Raw genomic sequence first — 21328 nt, 5'->3', positions numbered from 1 at the left:
ATTGCGAGGAACGAAGCAATCGCACGGGAGCATAGCCGCTCTGTATAGCATGCGATTGCCGCGCTACGCTCGCAATGACATAATTTTACCTTTCATCATTTTTATAATAACATTGTTAATCTTTTACTTACTTATGTTCCCAAAATCATAAATTTAATTCACGAAAATTACAAGCCCAGCCTCCACATGCAAATCGACCCTGAAAACCACGTTAACAAGCTTTGCGGGCAAGGAATGTTATTAGAAGGCGAAGGTAAACCAAATGAAGCATCGGCCCTGTTCCATCAGGCATGGGATGAAGCTACAAATGCTACTGAAAAGTTTATTGCAGCACACTATGTTGCCCGGCATCAGCAAAGTGTTGCCGATAAACTAAAATGGGATGAAACAGCTCTAAACCTTGCGCTTGGTATAGAAGGGGACGAGGTAAAACCGGTTTATCCCTCACTTTACCTTAACATAGCTAAATGCCATGAGGATCTGAAGAACCTTGACAAGGCGCTTGAAAACTATCAATTGGGATTAAGTTTCACCCAGTTTTTGCCCGATGATGGTTATGGCAATATGATCAGGGCAGGGATTAACAATGGGATAGAGCGGGTAAGCATCCTCTAAGAGGTTAAAAGCGATTCTAAAAATCACGTTATTTAAAAGACACGAAGCAGTTACGCAATGGACATGGCGTTTGTTTCAGTCCTTTTATTTTGTATATTTTTGCAGCATGACTAAAATCTACAATAGTCCCGCTATGCTAAGTTCAGTTAAGCATGCTTTTTATTTACGTCACAAAAGCTTGTCAACCAAAAATCAATCGCTTAATAACTTAGGATGAAGCCCTCTTTACGTCTTTTCGACTTTTCGCAAAAAATCAATTATAAAAACGAGATCCTGGCCGGATTAACGGTAGCCATGACCATGATGCCCGAATCATTATCGTTTGCTATCCTTGCCGGCTTTCCGCCGCTGATGGGATTGTATGCCGCCTTTATCATGGGCTTGATAACTTCTATATTTGGCGGCAGGCCGGGACTCGTATCCGGCGGGGCAGGGGCAACCGTTGTGGTACTTATCGCCCTCATGAAATCGCACGGGTTGGAGTATGTTTTCGCGGCGGTGGCCTTGGCTGGTGTAGTACAAATTCTGGTTGGCTTGTTTAAACTGGGCAAGTTTATCCTCCTGGTGCCGCAGCCGGTAATGTACGGCTTTGTTAACGGTCTCGCCGTTATCATTTTCATGGCCCAGCTGGAGCAATTTAAAACCGTAGTTAACGGACAGGAAACCTGGCTTAGCGGCACGCCGCTACTGATCATGGCCGGGTTGGTAGCTCTAACCATCGCCATAGTAATTATTTTACCTAAGTTCACCAAAGCTGTTCCTCCATCGCTTGTGGCTATTATTGTTGTGTTTGCACTGGTTTTGGGTTTCGGGATCCATACCAAAACAGTAAGAGATATCGCGGCAGTAAGCGGGGGCTTTCCTCCGTTTCATATCCCGGCTATCCCACTTAGTATCGATACATTAAAAATCATTTTCCCTTACGCACTCATCATGGCAGGAGTTGGCCTTACCGAAGGCTTGTTAACCTTAAACCTTGTTGATGAAATGACTGCTACCCGCGGCAACAGCAACCGCGAATGTATTGCCCAGGGAAGCGCAAACATCCTCAATGGTTTCTTTTCGGGCATGGGAGGCTGCCCAATGATTGCTCAGACGCTGGTTAACCTATCTGCGGGCTCACGGGCGAGGTTATCAGGTATCATAGCATCTCTGACTATCCTGTTCATTATATTCTTCGGTGCGCCGGTTATTGAAAAGTTACCTATGGCCGCGCTTACCGGGGTAATGATCATGGTGGCCATTAGTACTTTTGAATGGATCAGTTTCCGTATCATTAATAAGATGCCTAAACAGGATGTATTTGTTGGAATCCTGGTAGCACTAATTACGATATGGCTGCACAACCTTGCCCTTGCGGTATTGATAGGCGTTATTATTTCGGCGTTGGTTTTTGCATGGGAGAGCGCCAAACGTATCCGGGCGCGCAAATACATTGACGAAGCGGGCGTAAAGCATTATGAAATATACGGTCCATTGTTTTTTGGTTCGGTGATGGCTTTTAACGAAAAGTTTGACATCGCGGGTGATCCGGAAGCAGTAGTGATCGACTTTAAAGATAGCCGCATCGCGGATATGTCGGGCATTGAGGCGCTAAACAAACTCACCGAAAAATATCGCCAGGCCGGCAAGAAACTACAGCTAAAACACGTAAGCGAAGATTGCGTAACACTGCTTAAAAACGCCGAAGGGATCATCAACGTTAACATCCTCGAAGATCCCTCTTACCGGGTGGTGGTTGAAAAATAGCGACGATTTCTCCATAAAAAAGACCCGGAAAATCCGGGTCTTTTTAGTATAATCTATTTAAGATCGCAGGCAAATTATGCCTTTTCTCAATTTTATTTAGGCCCGTAAGTAACCACGGGTACAATCATTTCCTCTAACGAAATGCCTCCATGCTGGAAGGTTTCATTATAGAAATTAACAAAGTGGTTGTAGTTGTTCGGGTATACAAAATAGCTGTCTTCCTTAGCAAAAACAAAGCTTGAGCTAATGTGCAACCTTGGCAGCATAGCATCATGCGGGTTGCGGATATGGAACACCTCTTTGGCATTATAATTCAGGTTTTTACCTTGTTTATAACGCAGGTTAGTGTTGGTGTTCCTGTCGCCCACAATTTTGCTTGGATTTTTTACGCGGATGGTACCGTGATCGGTAGTGATCACTACACGTACCTGTTTCTGCGCTAAATATTTTAACAGATCAAACAATGGCGAATGCTCAAACCAAGATAGGGTTAATGAACGGTAAGCAGCGTCATCACTCGCCAGCTCGCGGATCATCTGCATGTCGGTACGGGCATGCGATAGCATATCCACAAAGTTATAAACGATCACGTTAAGCTCATTGTTCATGAGGTTATTTACCGACTCGTTCAGGGCACGGCCTTCGTCAATGTTCAGGATCTTGTGGTATGAATGTTTACAATCTTTACGTAATACACGCTTCAGGTGATCGGCCAAAAACTCGGCCTCGTAAAGGTTTTTACCACCTTCATCCTCATCGTTTTGCCACATGGATGGATAGCGTTTTTCCATATCCAAAGGCATCAGGCCAGAGAAGATGGAGTTACGCGCATATTGTGTTGCCGTTGGCAGGATACTGTAATAAGTATCTTCTTCCTCCAGCCTGAAATATTCAGAAATAATGGGGTTAATGATCTTAAACTGATCATACCTCAGGTTATCTATCAAAATAAAAAATAGGGGGCCCTTGCCATCCAGCTTAGGAAATACCTTCTTCTTAAATAGTTGAGGCGATGAGGTTGGCGCGAGGTCTGGATTTTTGATCCAGTTCAGGTAATTGCGCTCCACAAACTTGCAAAACTGCATATTGGCTTCGGCCTTTTGCAGCGTCAGGATTTCGTGCATGCCAGCATCTTCCAGCTTTTCAAGCTCAAGCTCCCAGTAAATAAGTTTCTTATAAACATCAACCCATTCCTGGTGGCTCAGGTTATCGTTAAGCGTCATGCCCAGTGTCCGGAAATCCATCTGGTAAGCCATGGTGGTCTTCTCGGTAACAAGGCGCTTGTTCTCGGTAAGCTTTTTAATGGTCAGCAATATCTGCTTAGGGTGTACCGGCTTAATCAGGTAGTCGTCTATCTTGGAGCCGATGGCATCTTCCATCAGGTATTCTTCCTCGTTTTTAGTGATCAGCACAATAGGTACATCATTATTGATGTTCTTGATCTGCTGCAGGGTTTCCAGGCCGGTAAGGCCGGGCATGTTTTCATCAAGAAAAACCAGGTCGAAATAGTTGCTCTTGAACGAGTCAACAGCATCGTAGCCATTGGTTACGGTAGTTACTTTATAGCCCTTTTCGCCCAGGAAAAGTATATGTGGTCTTAGCAGGTCAATTTCGTCATCGGCCCATAAAATGGTGGTGTCTTGCATGGTATGTATATTAAATATTCTGAATCAGAATTTACAGAATTCAAAAATTTTCAGAATACTTGAGTGTAAGGTTAAACGTATTCAAATATCGGCTTTTTTGCCGGGCATTCTGCAAATCCTAAAATTCTGTAAATTCTGATTCAGATAGTTTTTGTTCTGAAAGTAAACCCCAAAGAGATGTATTTGTTGTTGCACAGTAAAGGTATTAACAAAATTTAACAAACCTGACGCTCTTATTTTACCTTTGTTTTACATTTTTGCATTTACACAAGCAACATTGAATAAAAAGAAAATAATTAACGACCCGGTTTATGGTTTCATCAGTATCCCCACCGAACTGATATTTGACCTTATATCCCATCCATACTTTCAGCGGTTACGTTATATCAAACAATTGGGCATGACCCACCTGGTTTATCCCGGCGCGCTGCATACCCGTTTCCATCATGCATTAGGGGCAATGTACCTGATGGATACGGCACTCGAAACATTAAGAAGCAAAGGCCACCAGATCTCGGCCGAAGAGGAAGAAGCCGTAACGATTGCCATACTGCTGCATGATATAGGTCACGGCCCATTTTCGCACGCTTTGGAAAATACCATAATTGATGGCATAGCCCATGAGGATATTTCATCAATGCTGATGAATAAGCTTAACGCGAGGTTTGAAGGTAAGCTCACCATGGCTATTGATATTTTTAATGATACCTATCCGCGTAAATTTTTGCACCAATTGGTATCCAGCCAGCTGGATATGGACAGGTTGGATTACCTTAACCGCGATAGTTTCTTTACCGGGGTATCCGAAGGTGTGATCAGCTCCGAGCGTATCATCAAAATGCTTAATGTTAAAAACGACCACGTGGTGGTTGATGAAAAAGGCATTTATTCGATAGAAAAATTTCTGATTGCCCGCAGGCTGATGTACTGGCAGGTTTATCTGCATAAAACAGTAATAGCAGGAGAGGAGGTACTCACAAAAATTTTCAGGCGTGGCCGGGAGCTGATATCGCAGGGCGAAAACCTGTTCGCGACACCGGCGTTGATGCATTTTTTAAAGAACCGCATCAGCCTCGATGCTTTCATGAATGAAGATCGCCACCTGGAAACTTTTGCCTGTTTGGATGATACCGATATTATGGCCTCGGTAAAAGTGTGGGCCTATCATCCGGACCTGGTACTTTCCCAGCTCTGCAAAAACCTGGTACAGCGTAATCTCTTCAGGGTTGAAATCACTAATGATTGCCCGGACGAAGCCTTTGTTGAACAGCTTCGCCAAAAAGCGGTGCAAAAATATGGTATAAGTTATGAGGATGCCGCGGCGTACTTTGTGTTCACCACATCCATCCGTAATAATGCTTACAACCAGAACGATGGCAACATTTGCATATTAATGAAAAATGGCCAGGTAAAGGATATTGCCGAAGCCAGCGATAACTCAAACCTGGTTGCTTTAGCTAAAACAGTGAAAAAATATATTCTTTGCTATAATAAGGAGTTGCTTAACAGTTAGTTCATAGTCGGAAGTTAAAAGTCTTAGGTCAAAAATAAACGACGAGATTTAGACCTTACGACTTGTGGCCTGAGACTTCACAGATGAAGATATAATGAAAAATAAAACGCATTGACAGTCAAAACTTTTTAACGCGTGTTCATAACTCATTAATAATTTGTTGCTTCAATTTTAACATTTAAATTTGCCCGATGCAATTTACCGCTCATGATATAAGTTTACTGCTCAACGGAACTGTTGAAGGCGATTCTTCGGCAACTGTTAGCCAGCTTGCCAAGATAGAGGACGCCAGCCTAGGCAGTCTTTCTTTTTTGGCCAACCCTAAGTATGAGCAATTTTTGTACACTACCAATGCCTCCATTGTTATTGTTAATAACGATCAGCAATTAACAGGCCCGGTAAAGGCTACGCTTATCAGGGTTGAGAACGCGTACAGCTCATTCACCATTCTGCTTGAAAAGTATAACACCTTCAGGCTTGATAAAAAAGGTATTGAGCAGCCAAGCTTTATCCATCCAACCGCGCAGGTTGGGGCGGGGGCATATGTTGGCGCTTTTGCTTATATCGGCCAAAATGCAACCATCGGCGATAATTGCAAGATCTATCCTAACGTTAATGTTGGCGATAATGTAACCCTTGGCAATAATGTAACCCTGTTTGCAGGCGCTACAGTTTATTTTGACTGTGTAATCGGCAACAATGTGATTGTACACTCGGGCGCGGTAATTGGCAGCGATGGCTTTGGCTTTGCACCTAATCCGGATGGTACATATACCAAAATTGCACAGATTGGTAATGTAATTTTGGAGGATGATGTTGAAGTGGGTTCAAACACCACTATAGATAGGGCAACCATGGGCTCAACCATAGTACGCAAAGGTGCTAAAATTGACAACCTGATCCAGATAGCGCACAATGTTGAAATTGGCGCAAATACCGTAATTGCAGCGCAATCCGGCATATCGGGCAGTACTAAAATTGGCGAAAGAGTTGTTATAGGCGGCCAGGTAGGTTTTGCAGGGCATCTAAACATAGCCAACGGGTCTCAGTTTTCGGCCCAGACAGGCGTAAACGGCTCTATCACAGAAGAGGGTAAGGTATGGGGCGGTACACCATATATGCCATATAAAGACTACCTTCGTGCCCACGCTAAGCTGCGAAAGCTGCCGGAGCTTGACCGTAAGGTTTACGAGCTTGAAAAATTGATTGAAGAACTACGTAAAGGCAAGGCGAGCGAATAGCCTTAGCCTGTAATTTTAAATATGAACGTTAAACAAAGAACTATTAAAGCGCCGGTTTCGGTATCAGGAACAGGCTTGCACACCGGACAAAGCGTTACAATGACCTTTAATCCTGCCCCTGAAAACCACGGTTATAAATTCAGGAGGGTTGATATCCCCGGTGCTCCAATTATTGATGCCGATGTTGATAACGTAAGCGATACATCCCGCGGAACCTCTATCAGCCAAAACGGTGCTACTGTAAATACAGTTGAACACGTACTTGCCGCTTTGGTTGGCCTTGAAGTTGATAACGTACTGATTGACCTCGATGGCCCCGAAACACCGATCATGGATGGCAGCTCGATTCAGTTTGTTGACGTAATTACCGAAACAGGCCTTGTTGAACAGGATGCCGATCGTGAATATTACCACATCCCATATAACATTCACTACTCTGAAACCGACCGTAAAGTGGAAATGGTGGCTATGCCATTAGATGATTACCGCTTTACCTGTATGGTTGATTATAACTCGCAGGTGTTGGGTAGCCAGCATGCCAGCATCTCAACCATCAGCGAGTTCAAAAAAGAAATTGCCTCATGCCGTACCTTCTGCTTTTTGCATGAGTTGGAAATGTTGCTAAAGCACGACCTGATCAAAGGCGGTGATTTGAATAACGCCATCGTGGTTGTTGATAAGGATGTTGATGAAGAAGAACTTAATCACCTGGCCAAGCTGTTTAACCGTAAGGATATCAGCGTTGCCCCGCAGGGTATTTTAAATAACATTGAACTTCGCCATCAAAATGAGCCGGCACGCCACAAGCTACTGGATATGATTGGCGATTTGGCCTTAGTTGGTGTTCCGCTTAAAGGCCATATCATGGCTGCAAGGCCGGGCCACGCGGCTAACGTAGCCTTCGCTAAAAAAATCAAAGCTTTAATCAAGAAAGAAAAAAGCCGCAAGCAGGTTAAAACTTATGATCTGAATGCCAAACCTCTTTTTGATACCGTTGATATTATGGGGATGCTGCCTCACCGCCAACCGTTCCTGATGATCGACAAGATTCTGGAGCTTACCAAAAACCATGTTGTTGGCTGTAAAAACGTAACCATTAACGAAGAATTTTTCAAAGGGCACTTTCCAGGTGCACCAATTTTCCCGGGTGTATTGCAAATTGAAGGCATGGTTCAAACTGGCGGCATCCTGGTATTAAATACCGTTCCCGATCCGCAAAATTACCTTACCCTGTTCCTGAAAATTGAGAACGCGCGCTTTAAAAGCAAGGTTGTACCCGGCGATACCATTATTTACATATGTGATCTTACAGCCCCAATCCGCCGTGGTATAGCTACCATGAAAGGCGTTGGTATGGTAGGCGACCGTGTTGTTGTTGAAGCCGAACTGATGGCTCAAATTGTTAAAGTAAAAGAAACAGAAGCATGATCCAGCCATTAGCATATATCCACCCACAGGCTAAAATTGCCGACAATGTGGTAATTGAACCCTTCGTTACCATCCACAAGGATGTTGAAATTGGCGAAGGTACCTGGATCGGCTCCAACTCCGTAATTATGGACGGTGCCCGGATAGGTAAAAACTGCCGTATTTTCCCCGGCGCGGTAGTATCTGCACCGCCACAGGATTTAAAATACAAAGGCGAGCAAAGCACCGTAACCATAGGCGATAATACCACCATCCGCGAGTGTGTTACTCTTAACCGCGGTACCGCGCTTGATAAAAACACTACCACAATTGGCAGCAATTGCTTACTGATGGCTTATGTGCACGTAGCACACGATTGTGTTATTGGCGATAACGTTATTGTTGCCAACGCGGTGCAGCTGGCCGGTCATATTACAGTTTATGATTATGCGTTTATCGGTGGTTCATCTGCAGTACACCAGTTTGTTGAGATTGGAGCACACAGCATGATCTCGGGAGGCTCTCTGGTACGTAAAGATGTGCCTCCGTATACCAAGGCCGGTCGCGAGCCATTATCTTATGTAGGTATCAATTCTGTAGGTCTACGCCGCAGGGGCTTTTCGGCGGCTACAATAGCTGAGATCCAGGAGATCTACCGGATCATATTCCTTAAAAAATATAACGTAACCAAAGCGCTTGATATCATCGAGGCGGAGTTTACCCCAAGCGTGGAACGCGATGAGATCATCAACTTCCTGCAAAACTCGCAACGCGGTATCATGAAAGGTTTTGGGAATACTTAAATGGTTGATGGGTTATAGTTCATGGTTCATAGCCGGATGCTTGTCCGCTTTGTATATGACCATGAACTATAATTCCAAAACAGCATTCAACCATAAGCTATAAACAGGTTCTTCGGCTATGAACTATGAACCATCAACCATAAGCTCCCTATGATCATCACCCTCCAAAACATCGGCCGCCGCTTTAACCGCGACTGGATTTTCAAAGGGGTGGATTATACTTTTACCTCCGGCGAGTCTTATGCCATCCTTGGGCCCAATGGCTCCGGGAAATCAACTTTATTACAGGTTCTAAACGGCAGCCTTTCGCCTTCTGTTGGGAAGATTGATTTCGCCAATGATGGTAAAGCGGTTGAGATAGACACTGTATTTACTCATTTAAGCCTTGCTGCCCCTTATCTGGAGCTTATAGAGGAGTTTACCATGAGTGAGATGGTCGACTTCCATTTCAGGTTTAAAAGCTTTAAACAGGGGATGGATAAAGCCCAACTGATCGAACTGCTTAATTTGCCTAAAAGCACCAATAAACTTATTAAATACTTTTCGTCGGGTATGAAACAGCGCCTTAAGCTTGCCCTTGCTTTTTGTGCCGATACCCCCATGCTCATGCTTGATGAGCCAACCTCCAACCTGGATACCCAGGGTGTCGACTGGTACTTGGGTCTTGTCCAGCAATTTGCCGCCGGTCGCCTCACTATAGTATGCTCCAACCAGGAACATGAGTACGGCTTCTGTAATCACCGGCTGAGTATTGTGGATTATAAGGTTTAGATTTGAGATGTTAGATATGAGATTTGAGACCAAATAAATCGCATATCTGTTTTATACATAGTTCTTTAAACAACGGCTATAGCCAGAAAATCTCAAATCTAACATCTCAAATCTCAAATCAAATTCCTAAGTTTGCGCCTCAATATTATTTTATGGCTAAGGCATCAGATGTTAAAAATGGAAATGTACTTCGCTTCAATGGCGAATTAGTTCAGGTAGAAGAGTTTTTACACCGTACCCCGGGCAACTTACGCGCGTTTTATCAGGCCCGTATGCGCAACGTTAAATCAGGTAAATTGGTTGAATACCGTTTCCGTACAGATGAAGAGGTTGACATAGCCCGCGTTGAAACCAACGATTATCAGTATTTATATGACGAAGGTGATTCATTAGTAGTAATGGACAACGTTACCTACGATCAGCATAACGTGCCAAAAGCATTATTTGGCCCGGCAGTTAAATTTTTAAAAGAAGGAATGAACGTAATTGTTGCCTTTGAAAGCGAAGAGCCTATCATGGGTTCAATCCCAGGTTCTGCGGAATTGGAAATTACTTATACAGAACCAGCCGTTAAAGGCGATACTTCAAGCGGTGCCATGAAAAACGCTACAGTTGAAACCGGCGCGGAGATCCGTGTACCATTGTTCATCAATATTGGCGATAAGGTTAAGGTAGATACTGCTACCGGCGCTTACGTTGAGCGCGTGAAAGGTTAGCCCCCCGGCCCCTAAAGGGGAGGAATAAGCTCTTAAAACAAAAAGAGGTTTCGTTAATGAAACCTCTTTTGTTTTTTTACCATTTCAAACCGTCATTGCGAGGCACGAAGCAATCCCCGATTTGCAGAGCAGCTATGCAAGTCACGCTGTACAGTTAGGGATTGCTTCGTGCCTCGCAATGACGTGATGGAGAAATCGAGTCAAGGAAAATCCCGGTTAATCCTCTAATCCCCCCAAATCCCGGTTCAGTTTCGCCACAATCTCATCCGCGGTTAATTTTTCCTGTACACCGCTGGTCATATCTTTGAATGTCAATAAGCCGGTTTGCATTTCATCGCCGCCGACAACTACCACATAAGGGATGTTTTTGTTGTTGGCATATTCCATTTGCTTTTTGATTTTCGCGCCCGCCGGATAAAGCTCGGTGTTGATATTATTGCGGCGAAGCGCCTGTAATAGAGGCAGACTATAAAGTTCACCTTCTTCATCGAAATTACATATAAGCACCCGGGTAATTTGGTTGCTGCCCGCAGGGAACAGGTTAAGCTCCTCCAGTACATCATAAATCCTGTCGGCACCAAAGGAAATTCCCGCACCTGTAAGTCCTTTTAAACCAAACATACCTGTAAGATCATCATAACGACCGCCACCGCCGATGCTGCCCATATTCACTTCGTTAGTTTTCACCTCAAAGATAGCGCCGGTATAATAGTTCAAACCACGGGCAAGCGTAATATCTAATTCAAGCTTGGCAGTTTGCAGCGGGCAACGCTCTATATAGCCAAAAACAGTTTCTATTTCGTCACAGCCTTTTAAGCCGATCTCTGATTGAGCTAATGCCTCCCTAAGACTTGCCAGCTTTTCAGTATTATTACCTTCAAGTAGGATTACAGGTTTCAATTTATCGACATCCGCATCCGTAAAGCCTTTTTCAAGCAGCTCCTTAATCACACCATCAAGGCCTATCTTGTCCAGCTTGTCAATAGCTACGGTCAAATCAATAATATTATCAGCTTTGTCTATAACCTGCGCAATTCCGGATAGTATTTTTCTATTATTAATCTTAATGCTAAAATCTTTAAGGCCAAGATTGGTTAAAGCCTCGTCATAGATCATAATAAACTCCGCCTCGTTCAATAATGAATCGGAACCAACCACATCCGCATCGCACTGATAAAACTCGCGGTAACGGCCGCGCTGAGGCCTGTCGGCACGCCAAACCGGCTGCACCTGGAAACGTTTAAACGGAAAGGTGATCTCATTTTGGTGCTGCACTACATAACGTGCGAAGGGCACGGTAAGGTCGTAGCGCAGGGCTTTTTCAGAAATAGCAACCGCAACAGAATTTGAGTTACGCTCAATAAGTTTTTGCTCATCAACTTTGGCAAGATAATCACCACTGTTAAGCACTTTAAATATCAGTTTATCACCCTCTTCACCATATTTCCCCATTAAGGTTGATGAATTTTCCATGGTCGGTGTTTCTATCTGCTGATAGCCGTATTTGCGAAAAACAGATTTAATAGTATCAAAAATATAGTTGCGTTTCACCATTTCGGCCGGTGAAAAATCGCGGGTGCCTTTGGGTACAGATGGTTTAATGGATGCCATGCCGCAAATGTACAAAAAAGCGGGTTATGCGTGTTGGGATGAGCGGGGTTGCGTAATGTGTTACCTGACCTGCGGGCCACAAGCCACAGGCTTGCGGCAGCAATTAAAAAGTTATGTCATTGCGAGGAGGGACGACGAAGCAATCTCGTAGCTATGCAGATCGGCCATGCATTGGCTACGAGATTGCCACGCTGCGCTCGCAACGACATGGTTGTGATTTGTTTTTCCAGATAACTTTACTCTTTCCAACACTTGTAAGCTGGAACCGAGCAGCGGCGACGATTTAAAACAAAAAAAGAGGGTTCGAAAACGAACCCTCTTTTTTTGTAATCCTATTCAATGATGAGCGATAATACTACCGCTTATGCGCGTTAAAAGTCAAGCTACTTGCAAAGCCAATGGTAACATAACCATAGCTATCTTCAAAAAACTGGTTATAATCATCCTGACCACGATAGCCGCCGCCAATCATAAGGGCAGCATCGGGCATAAACGGAAACTGGTAGTAATATTTCAGGCTCACGTTTAAACGTTTCTTGAAATCAAAACTCGAGTAGTTATCATACTTATCGGCAATATATGTAAAGTCGAACCGGATCCGCTGCCAGTTTTGATAGATCTTTTTGCTTTTATCTGTCGGATCTTCATAGGCCTTGGCAAAGTTGTACATACGGCTGCCGTTAATGCGGATAAAGCCGTAATGATCTTTCAATCCTTCAGACAAGCCCAGGTTAAACAAACCGGCGTGAACCTCTAAGCCCAGGTTATCATAACGGTTAATGATCAGGTCTTTTTTATCGAAGCGCTTACCACTGTAATAAGTTAAAGTATAAAAGTTGGTGGTGAACTTTCCGCTATCGCGATTAAAGCTGCCATCAGGGTTAAGCGACGGGCCGCGTACCCCGTTAGAGTGGTGCGAGTATCCGAATGAGAAGAATTTTGGATTGTAGGTATCCTCGTTCACCCTGAAATACAGGGTAGCGCCCGGCATAAAGCTTGGCGATTTTACCGGTGCACCTTGCGAGGCCAGCAAACGGATCTTCACCCTTGCCGTAAACACAAAGAAGAAACGTGATTTTGGCGTACTGAATAAAACGAAGTTCGGTGCCAGATCGGCAGTGAGCTGTGTTTTTATTTTGTTAAAGTAATCGTTGCCACCTTCGGATACACGCAGGTTTTGCTCATAAATATGATCGAAAGCCTGGTTAATCAAGCGCTTTTTCATCAGCGTGCTATCGGCCAATGAGTCTGCCGGGGCAGGGGTGTTAATGCCGGCAACGGCCTTTGAGTTATCAATTGCGATAAAAATGAGCAGCGCACAAATTGCTTTTAACGCAAACGTGAAATTAGAACGGAGTGTTAAAGCGGACTTCTTAAAATCCGGTTTTATAAAATAAAAATTGATCAATGTAGTAAGTATTGTTTTACCGATAATGCCTGGGTTATAGCTGCTTATGGTTAACCCTATGTGTTAACATACGGTTAAGAATAACGGCGCAATATTACTTATTATAAGTTTTTGTACAATCAGGAATATGTCAGGCCTAAGTAAATGTATCTGCAGTTTGTTTCTTATGACATTAGCCGGAAATTATACACGTTTGTTGGCGGTTTATATGACTAAACGGAAATTGTAACCAAGCTTTTACCTCTGTTTTCGCCGGCTTATACTTTATTTTTGCGATAATCGTTTTAGCATTAAAAAAAAGCCAATATATTTATCGCAACCTAAAAAATGTTCGCTTAATTTGTAATTAAAACGTTTTATCAAAATATAGTTCTTAAACAGTTTTAAACTTTTTAAGTCACATACCTTGTACAGAGCAAATACTATGAAACCAACAGGAGCCGCTTCAACCAACCAAAGCTATTTACATGGCGGTTCCGATACTATAAAAAACAATTATAACTTATGAAAAAGATCATGCTTGGCCTTATGGCCATCCCAGCCTTTTGCCTGTCGGTATCGGCGCAGACCAAACTTTTCGACGGGAAAACCACCAAGGGCTGGCACACCTACTTAAAAAAAGAGGTAGTAGGCTGGAAAGTTGTTGACGGTGCTTTACAACTCGATCCTAAAGCAGCAGAAGGCCATGGCGACCTGGTTACCGACGGCGAATACGAAAACTACGAACTTACCTTAGAGTGGAACATCAGCAAAGAAGGTAACAGCGGTATCATTTTCGGCGTGCATGAAGACCCTCAATTTGGCGCAACCTACCTAACCGGTATGGAAATGCAGGTATTGGATAACAAAGAGGCCGAAGACAACAAAAAAGCAAACCACCTTGCAGGCTCATTATACGATATGATTGCCCCATCAAAAGATGTATGCAAACCTGCCGGCGAATGGAACAAAGTAAAGCTGCGCAAAAAAGATGGCCAGATTACTTTTTGGCTTAACGGCACCCAGATTGTTGATGTAAAAATTGGCAGCGACGAATGGAACAAAGTATTGGCTGACAGCAAATTCAAAAACTGGAAAGGTTTTGCTCAATATCCTAAAGGCCACATCGCTTTACAGGATCATGGTCACCTGGTTAGCTACCGTAACATTAAACTTAAAGAGCTTTAATATTTTTCATGAACAGGGCACGTTTATAGCGCCCTGTTCATATATTTATACCTTAACTTAAATTGTGTTTAACATGCCCAGGCATGTGTAATTTCCTCTCCATATAAGAATAGAAGGATACTTTGATATAATATGAGCGATCTGCAAATTAAAAAATCATCAGCCACCTATGACGTGGTGATTGTTGGTTCGGGTGCCGGTGGGGGTATGGCCGGTTACGTTTTGGCCAATGCCGGTATAAAAGTTTTAATGCTTGAGGCCGGTGCCTACTTTGACCCTGCTAAAGATTCACAACAATTAAAATGGCCATGGGAATCACCACGCCGCGGCGCGGGAACAACCCGTCCGTTTGGCGATTTTGACGCGGCCTTTGGCGGCTGGCAAATTGATGGTGAGCCTTACACCACTAAAGATAAAACCGAGTTTTTCTGGTTCCGCTCGCGTATGCTGGGCGGTCGTACCAATCACTGGGGCCGTATCTCATTAAGGATGGGCCCGCGCGATTTTCAGGCCAAAGATGGCCTTACCGACGATTGGCCAATCACCTATGACGATGTAAAACCTTATTATGATAAGGTTGACCGCATGATTGGTGTTTACGGTACCAAAGAAGGTTTGGAAAACGAGCCGGATGGTATCTTCTTACCTCCGCCAAAACCAAGACTTAATGAGCTGTACATTGTACAGGGTGCTCAAAAAGCAGGTGTTAAAATTATTCCGGGCCGTGGTTCGGTTTTAACAGAAGCTTTACCGGGCAATAAAGATCGTGGCGCCTGTTTCTTCTGCGGTCAGTGCGGTCGCAGTTGTAAGGTTTATGGCGATTTCTCGGCTTCTTCTTGCCTTGTTATCCCGGCTATTAAAACCGGTAACTTAAAAGTGATCACCAATGCCATGGTGCGCGAGGTGATAACCAATGCCGAAGGTTTGGCTGTTGGTGTATCATACATTAATAAAGAAGATTTGCAGGAATACCAGGTTAACGCCAAAACGGTTATCCTCGGTGCAAGCGCGGGCGAATCTGCCAGGATCCTGCTTAACTCAAAATCGGCTCAGCATCCGGGCGGTTTAGCTAACAGCAGCGGTGTTGTTGGCCGTTACCTGCATGACTCAACCGGTTCAAGTGCGGGCGGTTTCCTTCCGCAACTGGTAGACCGTAAACGTTACAACGAAGATGGTGTTGGTAGTGTGCATATCTACTCGCCATGGTGGCTGGATAATAAAAAACTGGACTTCCCTCGTGGTTACCATATTGAATACGGCGGTGGTTTACACATGCCATCATACGGTTTCAGCGGCGGTATCCAAAATATGAACGGTGTAGTGCCCGGTCGCGATGGTAAAATGAAAGATGGCGGTGGTTATGGTGCATCATTGAAAGACGATTATCGTCGTTTTTATGGTACCCAGTTTGGCATGGCCGGTCGTGGTACTGCCATTGCCCGTTATGATAACTATTGCGAAATTGATCCTAACGTGGTTGATAAATACGGTATCCCGGTATTGCGTTTCCATTATAAATGGGCTCCTGAAGAAATTAAACAGGCCAAGCACATGCAGGAAACCTTCCAGGAGATTATGCATAATATGGGTGGAGCCATTTACGGTCCGCCGCAAGGCCCGGAAACCAATTACGGTTTGGAAGCCCCAGGTAAGATCATCCACGAAGTTGGTACTATCCGTATGGGTAACGATCCTAAAAAATCGGCCCTTAACAAATGGTGCCAGGCGCATGATTGTAAAAACCTGTTTGTAGTTGATGCAGCTCCTTTTGTTCAACAGGGCGATAAAAACGCTACATGGACAATCCTTGCGTTATCAATGCGTACTGCAGAATACATTATTCAGGAAAGAAAAAAACTAAACGTTTAACAAGCACATCCATAAAATATCATGAACAGACGTGATTCCCTTAAAGCATTAGGCTTTACCACACTTTCGGCAGGATTATTACTGGAGGCCTGTAAAACCGATACCAAAAAAGGCGCTGAAGAAACAACCACCGCTGCAGCGGGTGACGAAACCGGTCGCCAGCCGTTTGAGGTTGAGCGTGACAAAAAACTGCACGCCGATAAATTCTTTACCGCCGCAGAAATGGCTACCATCACCGTACTTGCCGATATTATTATCCCTAAAGATGATAAATCGGGCAGTGCCTCTGATGCTAAAGTGCCCGATTTCATCGAGTTTATCGTAAAAGATATTCCGGATCATCAAACACCAATGCGCGGCGGCTTACGCTGGCTGGACTTGCAGTGCCTTAACCGCTTCGGCAAGCCATTTACCGACTGCACCAAAGATCAGCAGATTCAATTGGTTGATATGATCGCTTACCCAGCTAAAGCTAAGCCAGAAATGGCCCAGGGCGTAGCTTTCTTCAACCGCATGCGTGACCTTACCGCATCTGGCTTTTTCACCAGCGAAATTGGCGTAAAAGATATTGGTTATGCAGGTAACCAACCCGGCAAATGGACAGGTGTTCCTGAGGATATCCTGAAACATTACGGCATGGAAAACGTGAAAGCATCGGCTTCGATGTAGGCCACCACTCGTTTCAATAATGTCATTGCGAGGAGGAACGACGAAGCAACCGCATGCCATACAGGGCGGCTACGCTTCCGTGCGATTGCCACGCTTCGCTCGCAATGACATGAATAAACAAATAAAATGGGGCTTGAAGCCCCATTTTATTTTAGCTCCCAGGCCGCAACGCCAAAAGCAGGCAAAGTAACCGCCAGTTTTCCCTCTTTCAGCACCGGTCTAACATCGCCAATAATACTAACCGGGTTCCCACCGGCATCAACGCTTGCCCCGGTTTCTTTATCCGACAGATTTATGGCCACCAATATCGTTTGCCCGGCACCTTTTCTCATAAAAGTAAAAACATGGTCGTTATCATTACCGATGGTTTTGTAGCTGCCATCAACAAAGGCTGAGTTCGCTTTATGAATGGCGATCATCTTTTTGTAGTAATGCCATAATGAATTAGGATCCTGCTGTTCTTCCTCTAAAGAGATACCATCGTTAGGTTTATCGCCATTGAATTGATCTTTCCATGGGCCTGTTTGCTTATACCATAGCGCCATGCCTCTGCCGGTATCACTTTTATACCATTCAAAGGCTTGCCTGTCGGGAATTTCATTGGCATCGGTAGCGCCAAAATTTGCCGGAGTACCCGTCATGCCTAATTCCTGCCCATAGTAAATGGCCGGGATGCCGCCCATCAGCAGGTTAAAAGCACAGCCCACCTTCATCTTTGCCAAATCTCCCTTCACTGCATAGCTAAAGCGGGGAACGTCATGATTTTCGATAAAAACCACCTGCTGTTTTCCAGGCGGCAGCATAGCCAGCGTTGAATCGGCATTGGCTAAAAGCAACTTCTTATCAAACGACCGGATAGCGAAGCACAACCTCAGCCCAAACACCCGGTCAACGCCGCCATGTTCCAGGTATTCGTTACCCAGGCTAAACCAATTGGCTTGCTCGGCAACTATTTTTATTTTAGGGTTGATGGCCCTTAATTGAGCTAACATCGGGTTCCAAAACGTATCAAACAGGTGGGGGAGCCGACCTTTATTATCCAGATCGTCCATCATATGATCAAGCCGGAAACCATCTACACCATCATCAAATTTGCCGTCGCCATTAGGATCAATCCAGTAGCTGAACAATTTAAGATTATACGCCTTTGATGCCTCGCTATTGAGATTAGCCGTGGTTATTTTGCGCGTTATGCCGTCGTAGCCTTTCAATGCGGTGAGGTTATATACTATGGTCGATGGCTTTTGATTATCCTTATCATCCCATAAAATATAGTCGCTATATGGCGATTTTGGATTGCCGAAAGCTTCCTTCCACCAGCGGGAATCCTCAGTTACATACTGGGTTTCCATATCCATATAAAACTTCATTCCACGGCGGTGCAGTTCTTTAATCAGCTTAAGATAATCGGTAAGGGTACCGTACTTTGGATCGATATTTTCAAAATCGATAGCGAAATAGTTATGATAAAAAGCAGATTCATAAAGCGGGGTTAACAAGATAGAGGTCACCCCGAGGTCCTGCAAATAATCCAACTTTTGCCGGATGCCATTCAGGTCGCCATGATAATCGCCATTGCTGTCATAAAAACTTCGCTGAAATATATGATAAATGATTTCGTCGTTGTCTGCAGCCTTAGGCTTTGCGCTAATTGTGGTGAAAATTAACCCAAACAACAAATAGCTGAGGATAAATTGCCTGTTTAGTTTCATAAAAGTTACAATCGGTTTTTAAAGTAACGTAAAGCCCTGATAATTAACAATTACTATAAGTGAGAAAAAGTGGCATATTTTATCCTGTGCTATTTTAAACAAGTGGCAAAATTACCTAAAAACAAGGACAGGGATAAAATAAGCCACTTTTTGGACAATTTGCTAAAGTTTTAAAACCAAGTGTTAGTATATTTTTGTTCTAAAAGTTAAGCATATTTCAGCTACGCCGGTATGCTACTTTAATGACATCTATATTGTTTAGCGGGGCCAATGAAACAACCTCAATATATATCACGATTATGGCTATAACGTGCAAGGCTGCTATTGCCAATGGCAACGGCGGGTTTTCGATACAGGATATTGTGGTGAACGAGCCCAACGACGATGAAGTGCTGGTTAAGATAAAAGCGGCAGGGCTTTGCCATACCGATCACGATTCCCTGAATTGGGGGAAACAGCTTATTATAGGCCATGAAGGTGCCGGCATTGTGGTTTCTGTAGGGAAAAATGTTAGCAGTGTATCGGCCGGCGATAAGGTGATCCTGAACTGGGCTATGCATTGTGGCAAATGCTTTCAGTGCCTTGAAGATAATCAGCATTTGTGTGAAGTAGCCTCGCCGGTTGCAGCCGGCGGCAACGGCTACACTCCGGGCCATGCCGAACTTGAAGGCACAACATTAAACGGCGAACCTGTTTTAAGATCATTCAACATTGGCACTATAGCCGAATATACCCTGGTAAAAGAATCGGCAGTGGTAAAAAACACCTCCGATAGCATGTCGTTCCCGGCGGCAAGTATTATCAGCTGCGGGGTAATGACGGGCTATGGCTCTGTTATAAATGCCGCTAAACTAAAAAAAGGCTCATCGGCCGTAGTGTTGGGCACCGGCGGCGTGGGCCTTAATGTGATACAAGGCACAAAGGTTGCAGGCGCAGGAAAGATCATCGCTGTTGATATTAACCCAACACGGCTTGAAATGGCTGTTAAATTTGGCGCCACGCACACTGTTCTGGCCTCAAAAGATGATACCGGCCTGCTTAATGCAGCGCAGGAAGTAAAAAAACTTACTGATGGCCGCGGTGCCGATTATGCTTTTGAATGTACCGCCATCCCCGAGTTAGGAGCTGCACCGTTAGCTATGGTTCGCAACGCGGGTACGGCCGTGCAGGTAAGCGGCATTGAACAGGACATTACCATTGATATGCGTCTTTTTGAGTGGGATAAAATTTACATCAATCCACTTTACGGCAAATGCCGCCCGCAAATTGATTTCCCGGATATAGTACAACACTATACCAGCGGGCACTTATTACTTGAAGAAATGATTACACGTACATACCCTATTAACGAACTTGATAAGGCTTTTGACGACATGCTGAAAGGCAGGAACGCCAAAGGTGTTATCGTGTTCGACTGAACAAGCTCATGCCATTTAAAACCACAGAAATTTCCAACCCGCAATATGAAAGCAATCATCTACGGTTTATAACTGTAAAAACCCCAAACCTGAAGGGCAGGGGAGATATTTGCGTATACGTTCCGCCTGGGAACAATAAAAATGAAGTACTGCCCATTGTGATATTATTGCATGGCGTATACGGGAGTGCCTGGAGCTGGGCCATGAGTGCCGGCGTTCATTTAACAACCAACGAACTCATTAAAAAAGGCGAACTGCCAAAAATGATCCTCGCTATGCCGTCAGACGGGCTTTGGGGCGATGGCTCTGGCTATTTACCGCATAGCGGCTTCAATTTTGAACAATGGATAGCCGACGACGTGCCTACCGCAATAATGGAAAACATTCCCGGTGCAAAGCAAGATTCGCCTTTGTTTATTGCAGGCTTGTCTATGGGGGGATTTGGCGCTTTAAGGATAGGTGCAAAATACGGGCATAAGTTTAAAGCCATTTCGGGGCTTTCATCTATAACAAGCCTGCCACAGATCAAACTTTTTGCCGGAGAGCCATTGAAAACCTACGCGCAGGATATCATAGCCGACGAAGACGTATTTGCAACATTTAAAAAATATAGGGACCAACTGCCTCCCGTGAGGTTTGATTGCGGCACCAACGACCTGCTCATTAACTACAACCGCGACCTGCATAAAAAGCTGATTAAGGAAAAGATAGAGCATATTTATGAAGAAAATACGGGCGGGCATGAATGGCTGTACTGGGCAAAGCATATTGTATCAACCCTTAAGTTTTTTGCAGGCAAGCTGTAAGCGAGGCCTTTAATATAAACTAACAGTTGTATCATAATATGCGAATATCATTATTTTGTCAGATTTGATTAGTCGAACATACCATTATCACTATTAGTAACGTTTACCTACTTTGTAGGTTAACACCTGCAAATAGTGATAAGGTTTAGGTTTAAAGCCCCCAAGCAGCGAGTGCAAGGGGGCTTTTATTTTTTCCGGCCTGTTTCT

The 21328-nt window shown here is 44.2% G+C and carries 17 protein-coding genes; 13 read left to right on the top strand and 4 right to left on the bottom strand.

Going from position 1 to position 21328, the window contains the following annotated elements; translation table 11 throughout:
• Nucleotides 1–186: 186 nt before the first annotated feature.
• Both DEO27_RS25840 and DEO27_RS25835 read left to right on the top strand, forming a co-directional pair.
• Nucleotides 187–615, top strand: a complete 429-nt coding sequence (locus DEO27_RS25840; RefSeq protein ID WP_112572767.1) for an rRNA adenine methyltransferase — start codon at nt 187–189, stop codon at nt 613–615.
• Between the two features lie 213 nt (nt 616–828).
• Nucleotides 829–2364 (top strand): SulP family inorganic anion transporter, encoded by a 1536-nt coding sequence (locus DEO27_RS25835; RefSeq protein ID WP_112572769.1) that lies wholly within the window; start codon nt 829–831, stop codon nt 2362–2364.
• Nucleotides 2365–2456: 92 nt separating this feature from the next.
• Here DEO27_RS25835 and DEO27_RS25830 read toward each other — a convergent pair whose 3' ends face one another.
• Nucleotides 2457–4010: a bifunctional response regulator/alkaline phosphatase family protein gene (locus DEO27_RS25830; RefSeq protein ID WP_112572771.1), complete on the bottom strand. Its 1554-nt coding sequence runs from the start codon at nt 4008–4010 to the stop codon at nt 2457–2459.
• A gap of 277 nt (nt 4011–4287) precedes the next feature.
• Here DEO27_RS25830 and DEO27_RS25825 point away from each other — a divergent pair, with 277 nt between their 5' ends.
• The 6 genes from DEO27_RS25825 (at nt 4288) to efp (ending at nt 10461) form a co-directional block, all read left to right on the top strand.
• Nucleotides 4288–5523 (top strand): HD domain-containing protein, encoded by a 1236-nt coding sequence (locus DEO27_RS25825; protein ID WP_112572839.1) that lies wholly within the window; start codon nt 4288–4290, stop codon nt 5521–5523.
• A 191-nt stretch (nt 5524–5714) separates the two neighbouring features.
• Nucleotides 5715–6764 (top strand): UDP-3-O-(3-hydroxymyristoyl)glucosamine N-acyltransferase, encoded by a 1050-nt coding sequence (gene lpxD / locus DEO27_RS25820; protein WP_112572774.1) that lies wholly within the window; start codon nt 5715–5717, stop codon nt 6762–6764.
• A gap of 21 nt (nt 6765–6785) precedes the next feature.
• On the top strand, nt 6786–8192 hold the full coding sequence (locus tag DEO27_RS25815; RefSeq protein ID WP_190295238.1) for a bifunctional UDP-3-O-[3-hydroxymyristoyl] N-acetylglucosamine deacetylase/3-hydroxyacyl-ACP dehydratase: 1407 nt from the start codon (nt 6786–6788) through the stop codon (nt 8190–8192).
• Nucleotides 8189–8974, top strand: a complete 786-nt coding sequence (gene lpxA / locus DEO27_RS25810; RefSeq protein WP_112572778.1) for an acyl-ACP--UDP-N-acetylglucosamine O-acyltransferase — start codon at nt 8189–8191, stop codon at nt 8972–8974. The genes DEO27_RS25815 and lpxA overlap by 4 nt, the downstream gene beginning before the upstream one ends.
• 150 nt (nt 8975–9124) lie before the next feature.
• The gene (locus DEO27_RS25805) at nt 9125–9745 is read left to right on the top strand and encodes an ABC transporter ATP-binding protein (protein ID WP_112572780.1); all 621 of its coding nucleotides are present in this window, start codon (nt 9125–9127) and stop codon (nt 9743–9745) included.
• A gap of 152 nt (nt 9746–9897) precedes the next feature.
• Nucleotides 9898–10461 carry an elongation factor P gene (gene efp / locus DEO27_RS25800; RefSeq protein ID WP_112572781.1) on the top strand — a complete coding sequence of 188 codons (564 nt, stop codon included), beginning with the start codon at nt 9898–9900 and terminating at the stop codon, nt 10459–10461.
• 216 nt (nt 10462–10677) lie between these two features.
• On the opposite strand, the gene hisS is transcribed toward efp, so the two are convergent.
• Entirely contained in the window at nt 10678–12072 is a 1395-nt protein-coding gene (hisS, locus tag DEO27_RS25795) for a histidine--tRNA ligase (RefSeq protein WP_112572783.1), read from the bottom strand.
• A 355-nt stretch (nt 12073–12427) separates the two neighbouring features.
• On the bottom strand, nt 12428–13480 hold the full coding sequence (locus tag DEO27_RS25790) for a hypothetical protein (protein ID WP_112572785.1): 1053 nt from the start codon (nt 13478–13480) through the stop codon (nt 12428–12430).
• Nucleotides 13481–13984: 504 nt separating this feature from the next.
• Between DEO27_RS25790 and DEO27_RS25785 the strand changes: the two genes are divergently transcribed.
• The 3 genes from DEO27_RS25785 (at nt 13985) to DEO27_RS25775 (ending at nt 17185) form a co-directional block, all read left to right on the top strand.
• Nucleotides 13985–14647: a DUF1080 domain-containing protein gene (locus tag DEO27_RS25785; protein ID WP_223818054.1), complete on the top strand. Its 663-nt coding sequence runs from the start codon at nt 13985–13987 to the stop codon at nt 14645–14647.
• Between the two features lie 132 nt (nt 14648–14779).
• Nucleotides 14780–16516: a GMC family oxidoreductase gene (locus DEO27_RS25780; RefSeq protein ID WP_112572788.1), complete on the top strand. Its 1737-nt coding sequence runs from the start codon at nt 14780–14782 to the stop codon at nt 16514–16516.
• A gap of 21 nt (nt 16517–16537) precedes the next feature.
• On the top strand, nt 16538–17185 hold the full coding sequence (locus tag DEO27_RS25775) for a gluconate 2-dehydrogenase subunit 3 family protein (protein WP_112572790.1): 648 nt from the start codon (nt 16538–16540) through the stop codon (nt 17183–17185).
• Nucleotides 17186–17331: 146 nt separating this feature from the next.
• Here the strand turns inward: DEO27_RS25775 and DEO27_RS25770 are convergent, their stop codons facing one another.
• The gene (locus DEO27_RS25770; RefSeq protein WP_112572792.1) at nt 17332–18897 is read right to left on the bottom strand and encodes an alpha-amylase family glycosyl hydrolase; all 1566 of its coding nucleotides are present in this window, start codon (nt 18895–18897) and stop codon (nt 17332–17334) included.
• A 299-nt stretch (nt 18898–19196) separates the two neighbouring features.
• On the opposite strand from DEO27_RS25770, the gene DEO27_RS25765 reads away from it, so the two are divergent.
• A complete protein-coding gene (locus tag DEO27_RS25765) occupies nt 19197–20315 on the top strand; it encodes a Zn-dependent alcohol dehydrogenase (RefSeq protein WP_112572844.1) in 1119 nt (372 codons plus the stop codon).
• Nucleotides 20316–20323: 8 nt separating this feature from the next.
• Nucleotides 20324–21121 carry an alpha/beta hydrolase gene (locus DEO27_RS25760; protein WP_112572794.1) on the top strand — a complete coding sequence of 266 codons (798 nt, stop codon included), beginning with the start codon at nt 20324–20326 and terminating at the stop codon, nt 21119–21121.
• Nucleotides 21122–21328 lie beyond the last annotated feature (207 nt).

The sequence above is a fragment of the Mucilaginibacter rubeus genome, from assembly GCF_003286415.2.
GTDB lineage: Bacteria > Bacteroidota > Bacteroidia > Sphingobacteriales > Sphingobacteriaceae > Mucilaginibacter > Mucilaginibacter rubeus_A.
This window is presented reverse-complemented; position numbering and strand designations above follow the sequence as displayed.

Coding starts and splice junctions, on each gene's coding strand:
- DEO27_RS25840 (WP_112572767.1), top strand. CDS start 187: ATGCAAATCGACCCTGAAAACCACGTTAACAAGCTTTGCGGGCAAGGA.
- DEO27_RS25835 (WP_112572769.1), top strand. CDS start 829: ATGAAGCCCTCTTTACGTCTTTTCGACTTTTCGCAAAAAATCAATTAT.
- DEO27_RS25830 (WP_112572771.1), bottom strand. CDS start 4,010: ATGCAAGACACCACCATTTTATGGGCCGATGACGAAATTGACCTGCTA.
- lpxD (WP_112572774.1), top strand. CDS start 5,715: ATGCAATTTACCGCTCATGATATAAGTTTACTGCTCAACGGAACTGTT.
- DEO27_RS25815 (WP_190295238.1), top strand. CDS start 6,786: ATGAACGTTAAACAAAGAACTATTAAAGCGCCGGTTTCGGTATCAGGA.
- lpxA (WP_112572778.1), top strand. CDS start 8,189: ATGATCCAGCCATTAGCATATATCCACCCACAGGCTAAAATTGCCGAC.
- DEO27_RS25805 (WP_112572780.1), top strand. CDS start 9,125: ATGATCATCACCCTCCAAAACATCGGCCGCCGCTTTAACCGCGACTGG.
- efp (WP_112572781.1), top strand. CDS start 9,898: ATGGCTAAGGCATCAGATGTTAAAAATGGAAATGTACTTCGCTTCAAT.
- hisS (WP_112572783.1), bottom strand. CDS start 12,072: ATGGCATCCATTAAACCATCTGTACCCAAAGGCACCCGCGATTTTTCA.
- DEO27_RS25785 (WP_223818054.1), top strand. CDS start 13,985: ATGAAAAAGATCATGCTTGGCCTTATGGCCATCCCAGCCTTTTGCCTG.
- DEO27_RS25780 (WP_112572788.1), top strand. CDS start 14,780: ATGAGCGATCTGCAAATTAAAAAATCATCAGCCACCTATGACGTGGTG.
- DEO27_RS25775 (WP_112572790.1), top strand. CDS start 16,538: ATGAACAGACGTGATTCCCTTAAAGCATTAGGCTTTACCACACTTTCG.
- DEO27_RS25770 (WP_112572792.1), bottom strand. CDS start 18,897: ATGAAACTAAACAGGCAATTTATCCTCAGCTATTTGTTGTTTGGGTTA.
- DEO27_RS25765 (WP_112572844.1), top strand. CDS start 19,197: ATGGCTATAACGTGCAAGGCTGCTATTGCCAATGGCAACGGCGGGTTT.
- DEO27_RS25760 (WP_112572794.1), top strand. CDS start 20,324: ATGCCATTTAAAACCACAGAAATTTCCAACCCGCAATATGAAAGCAAT.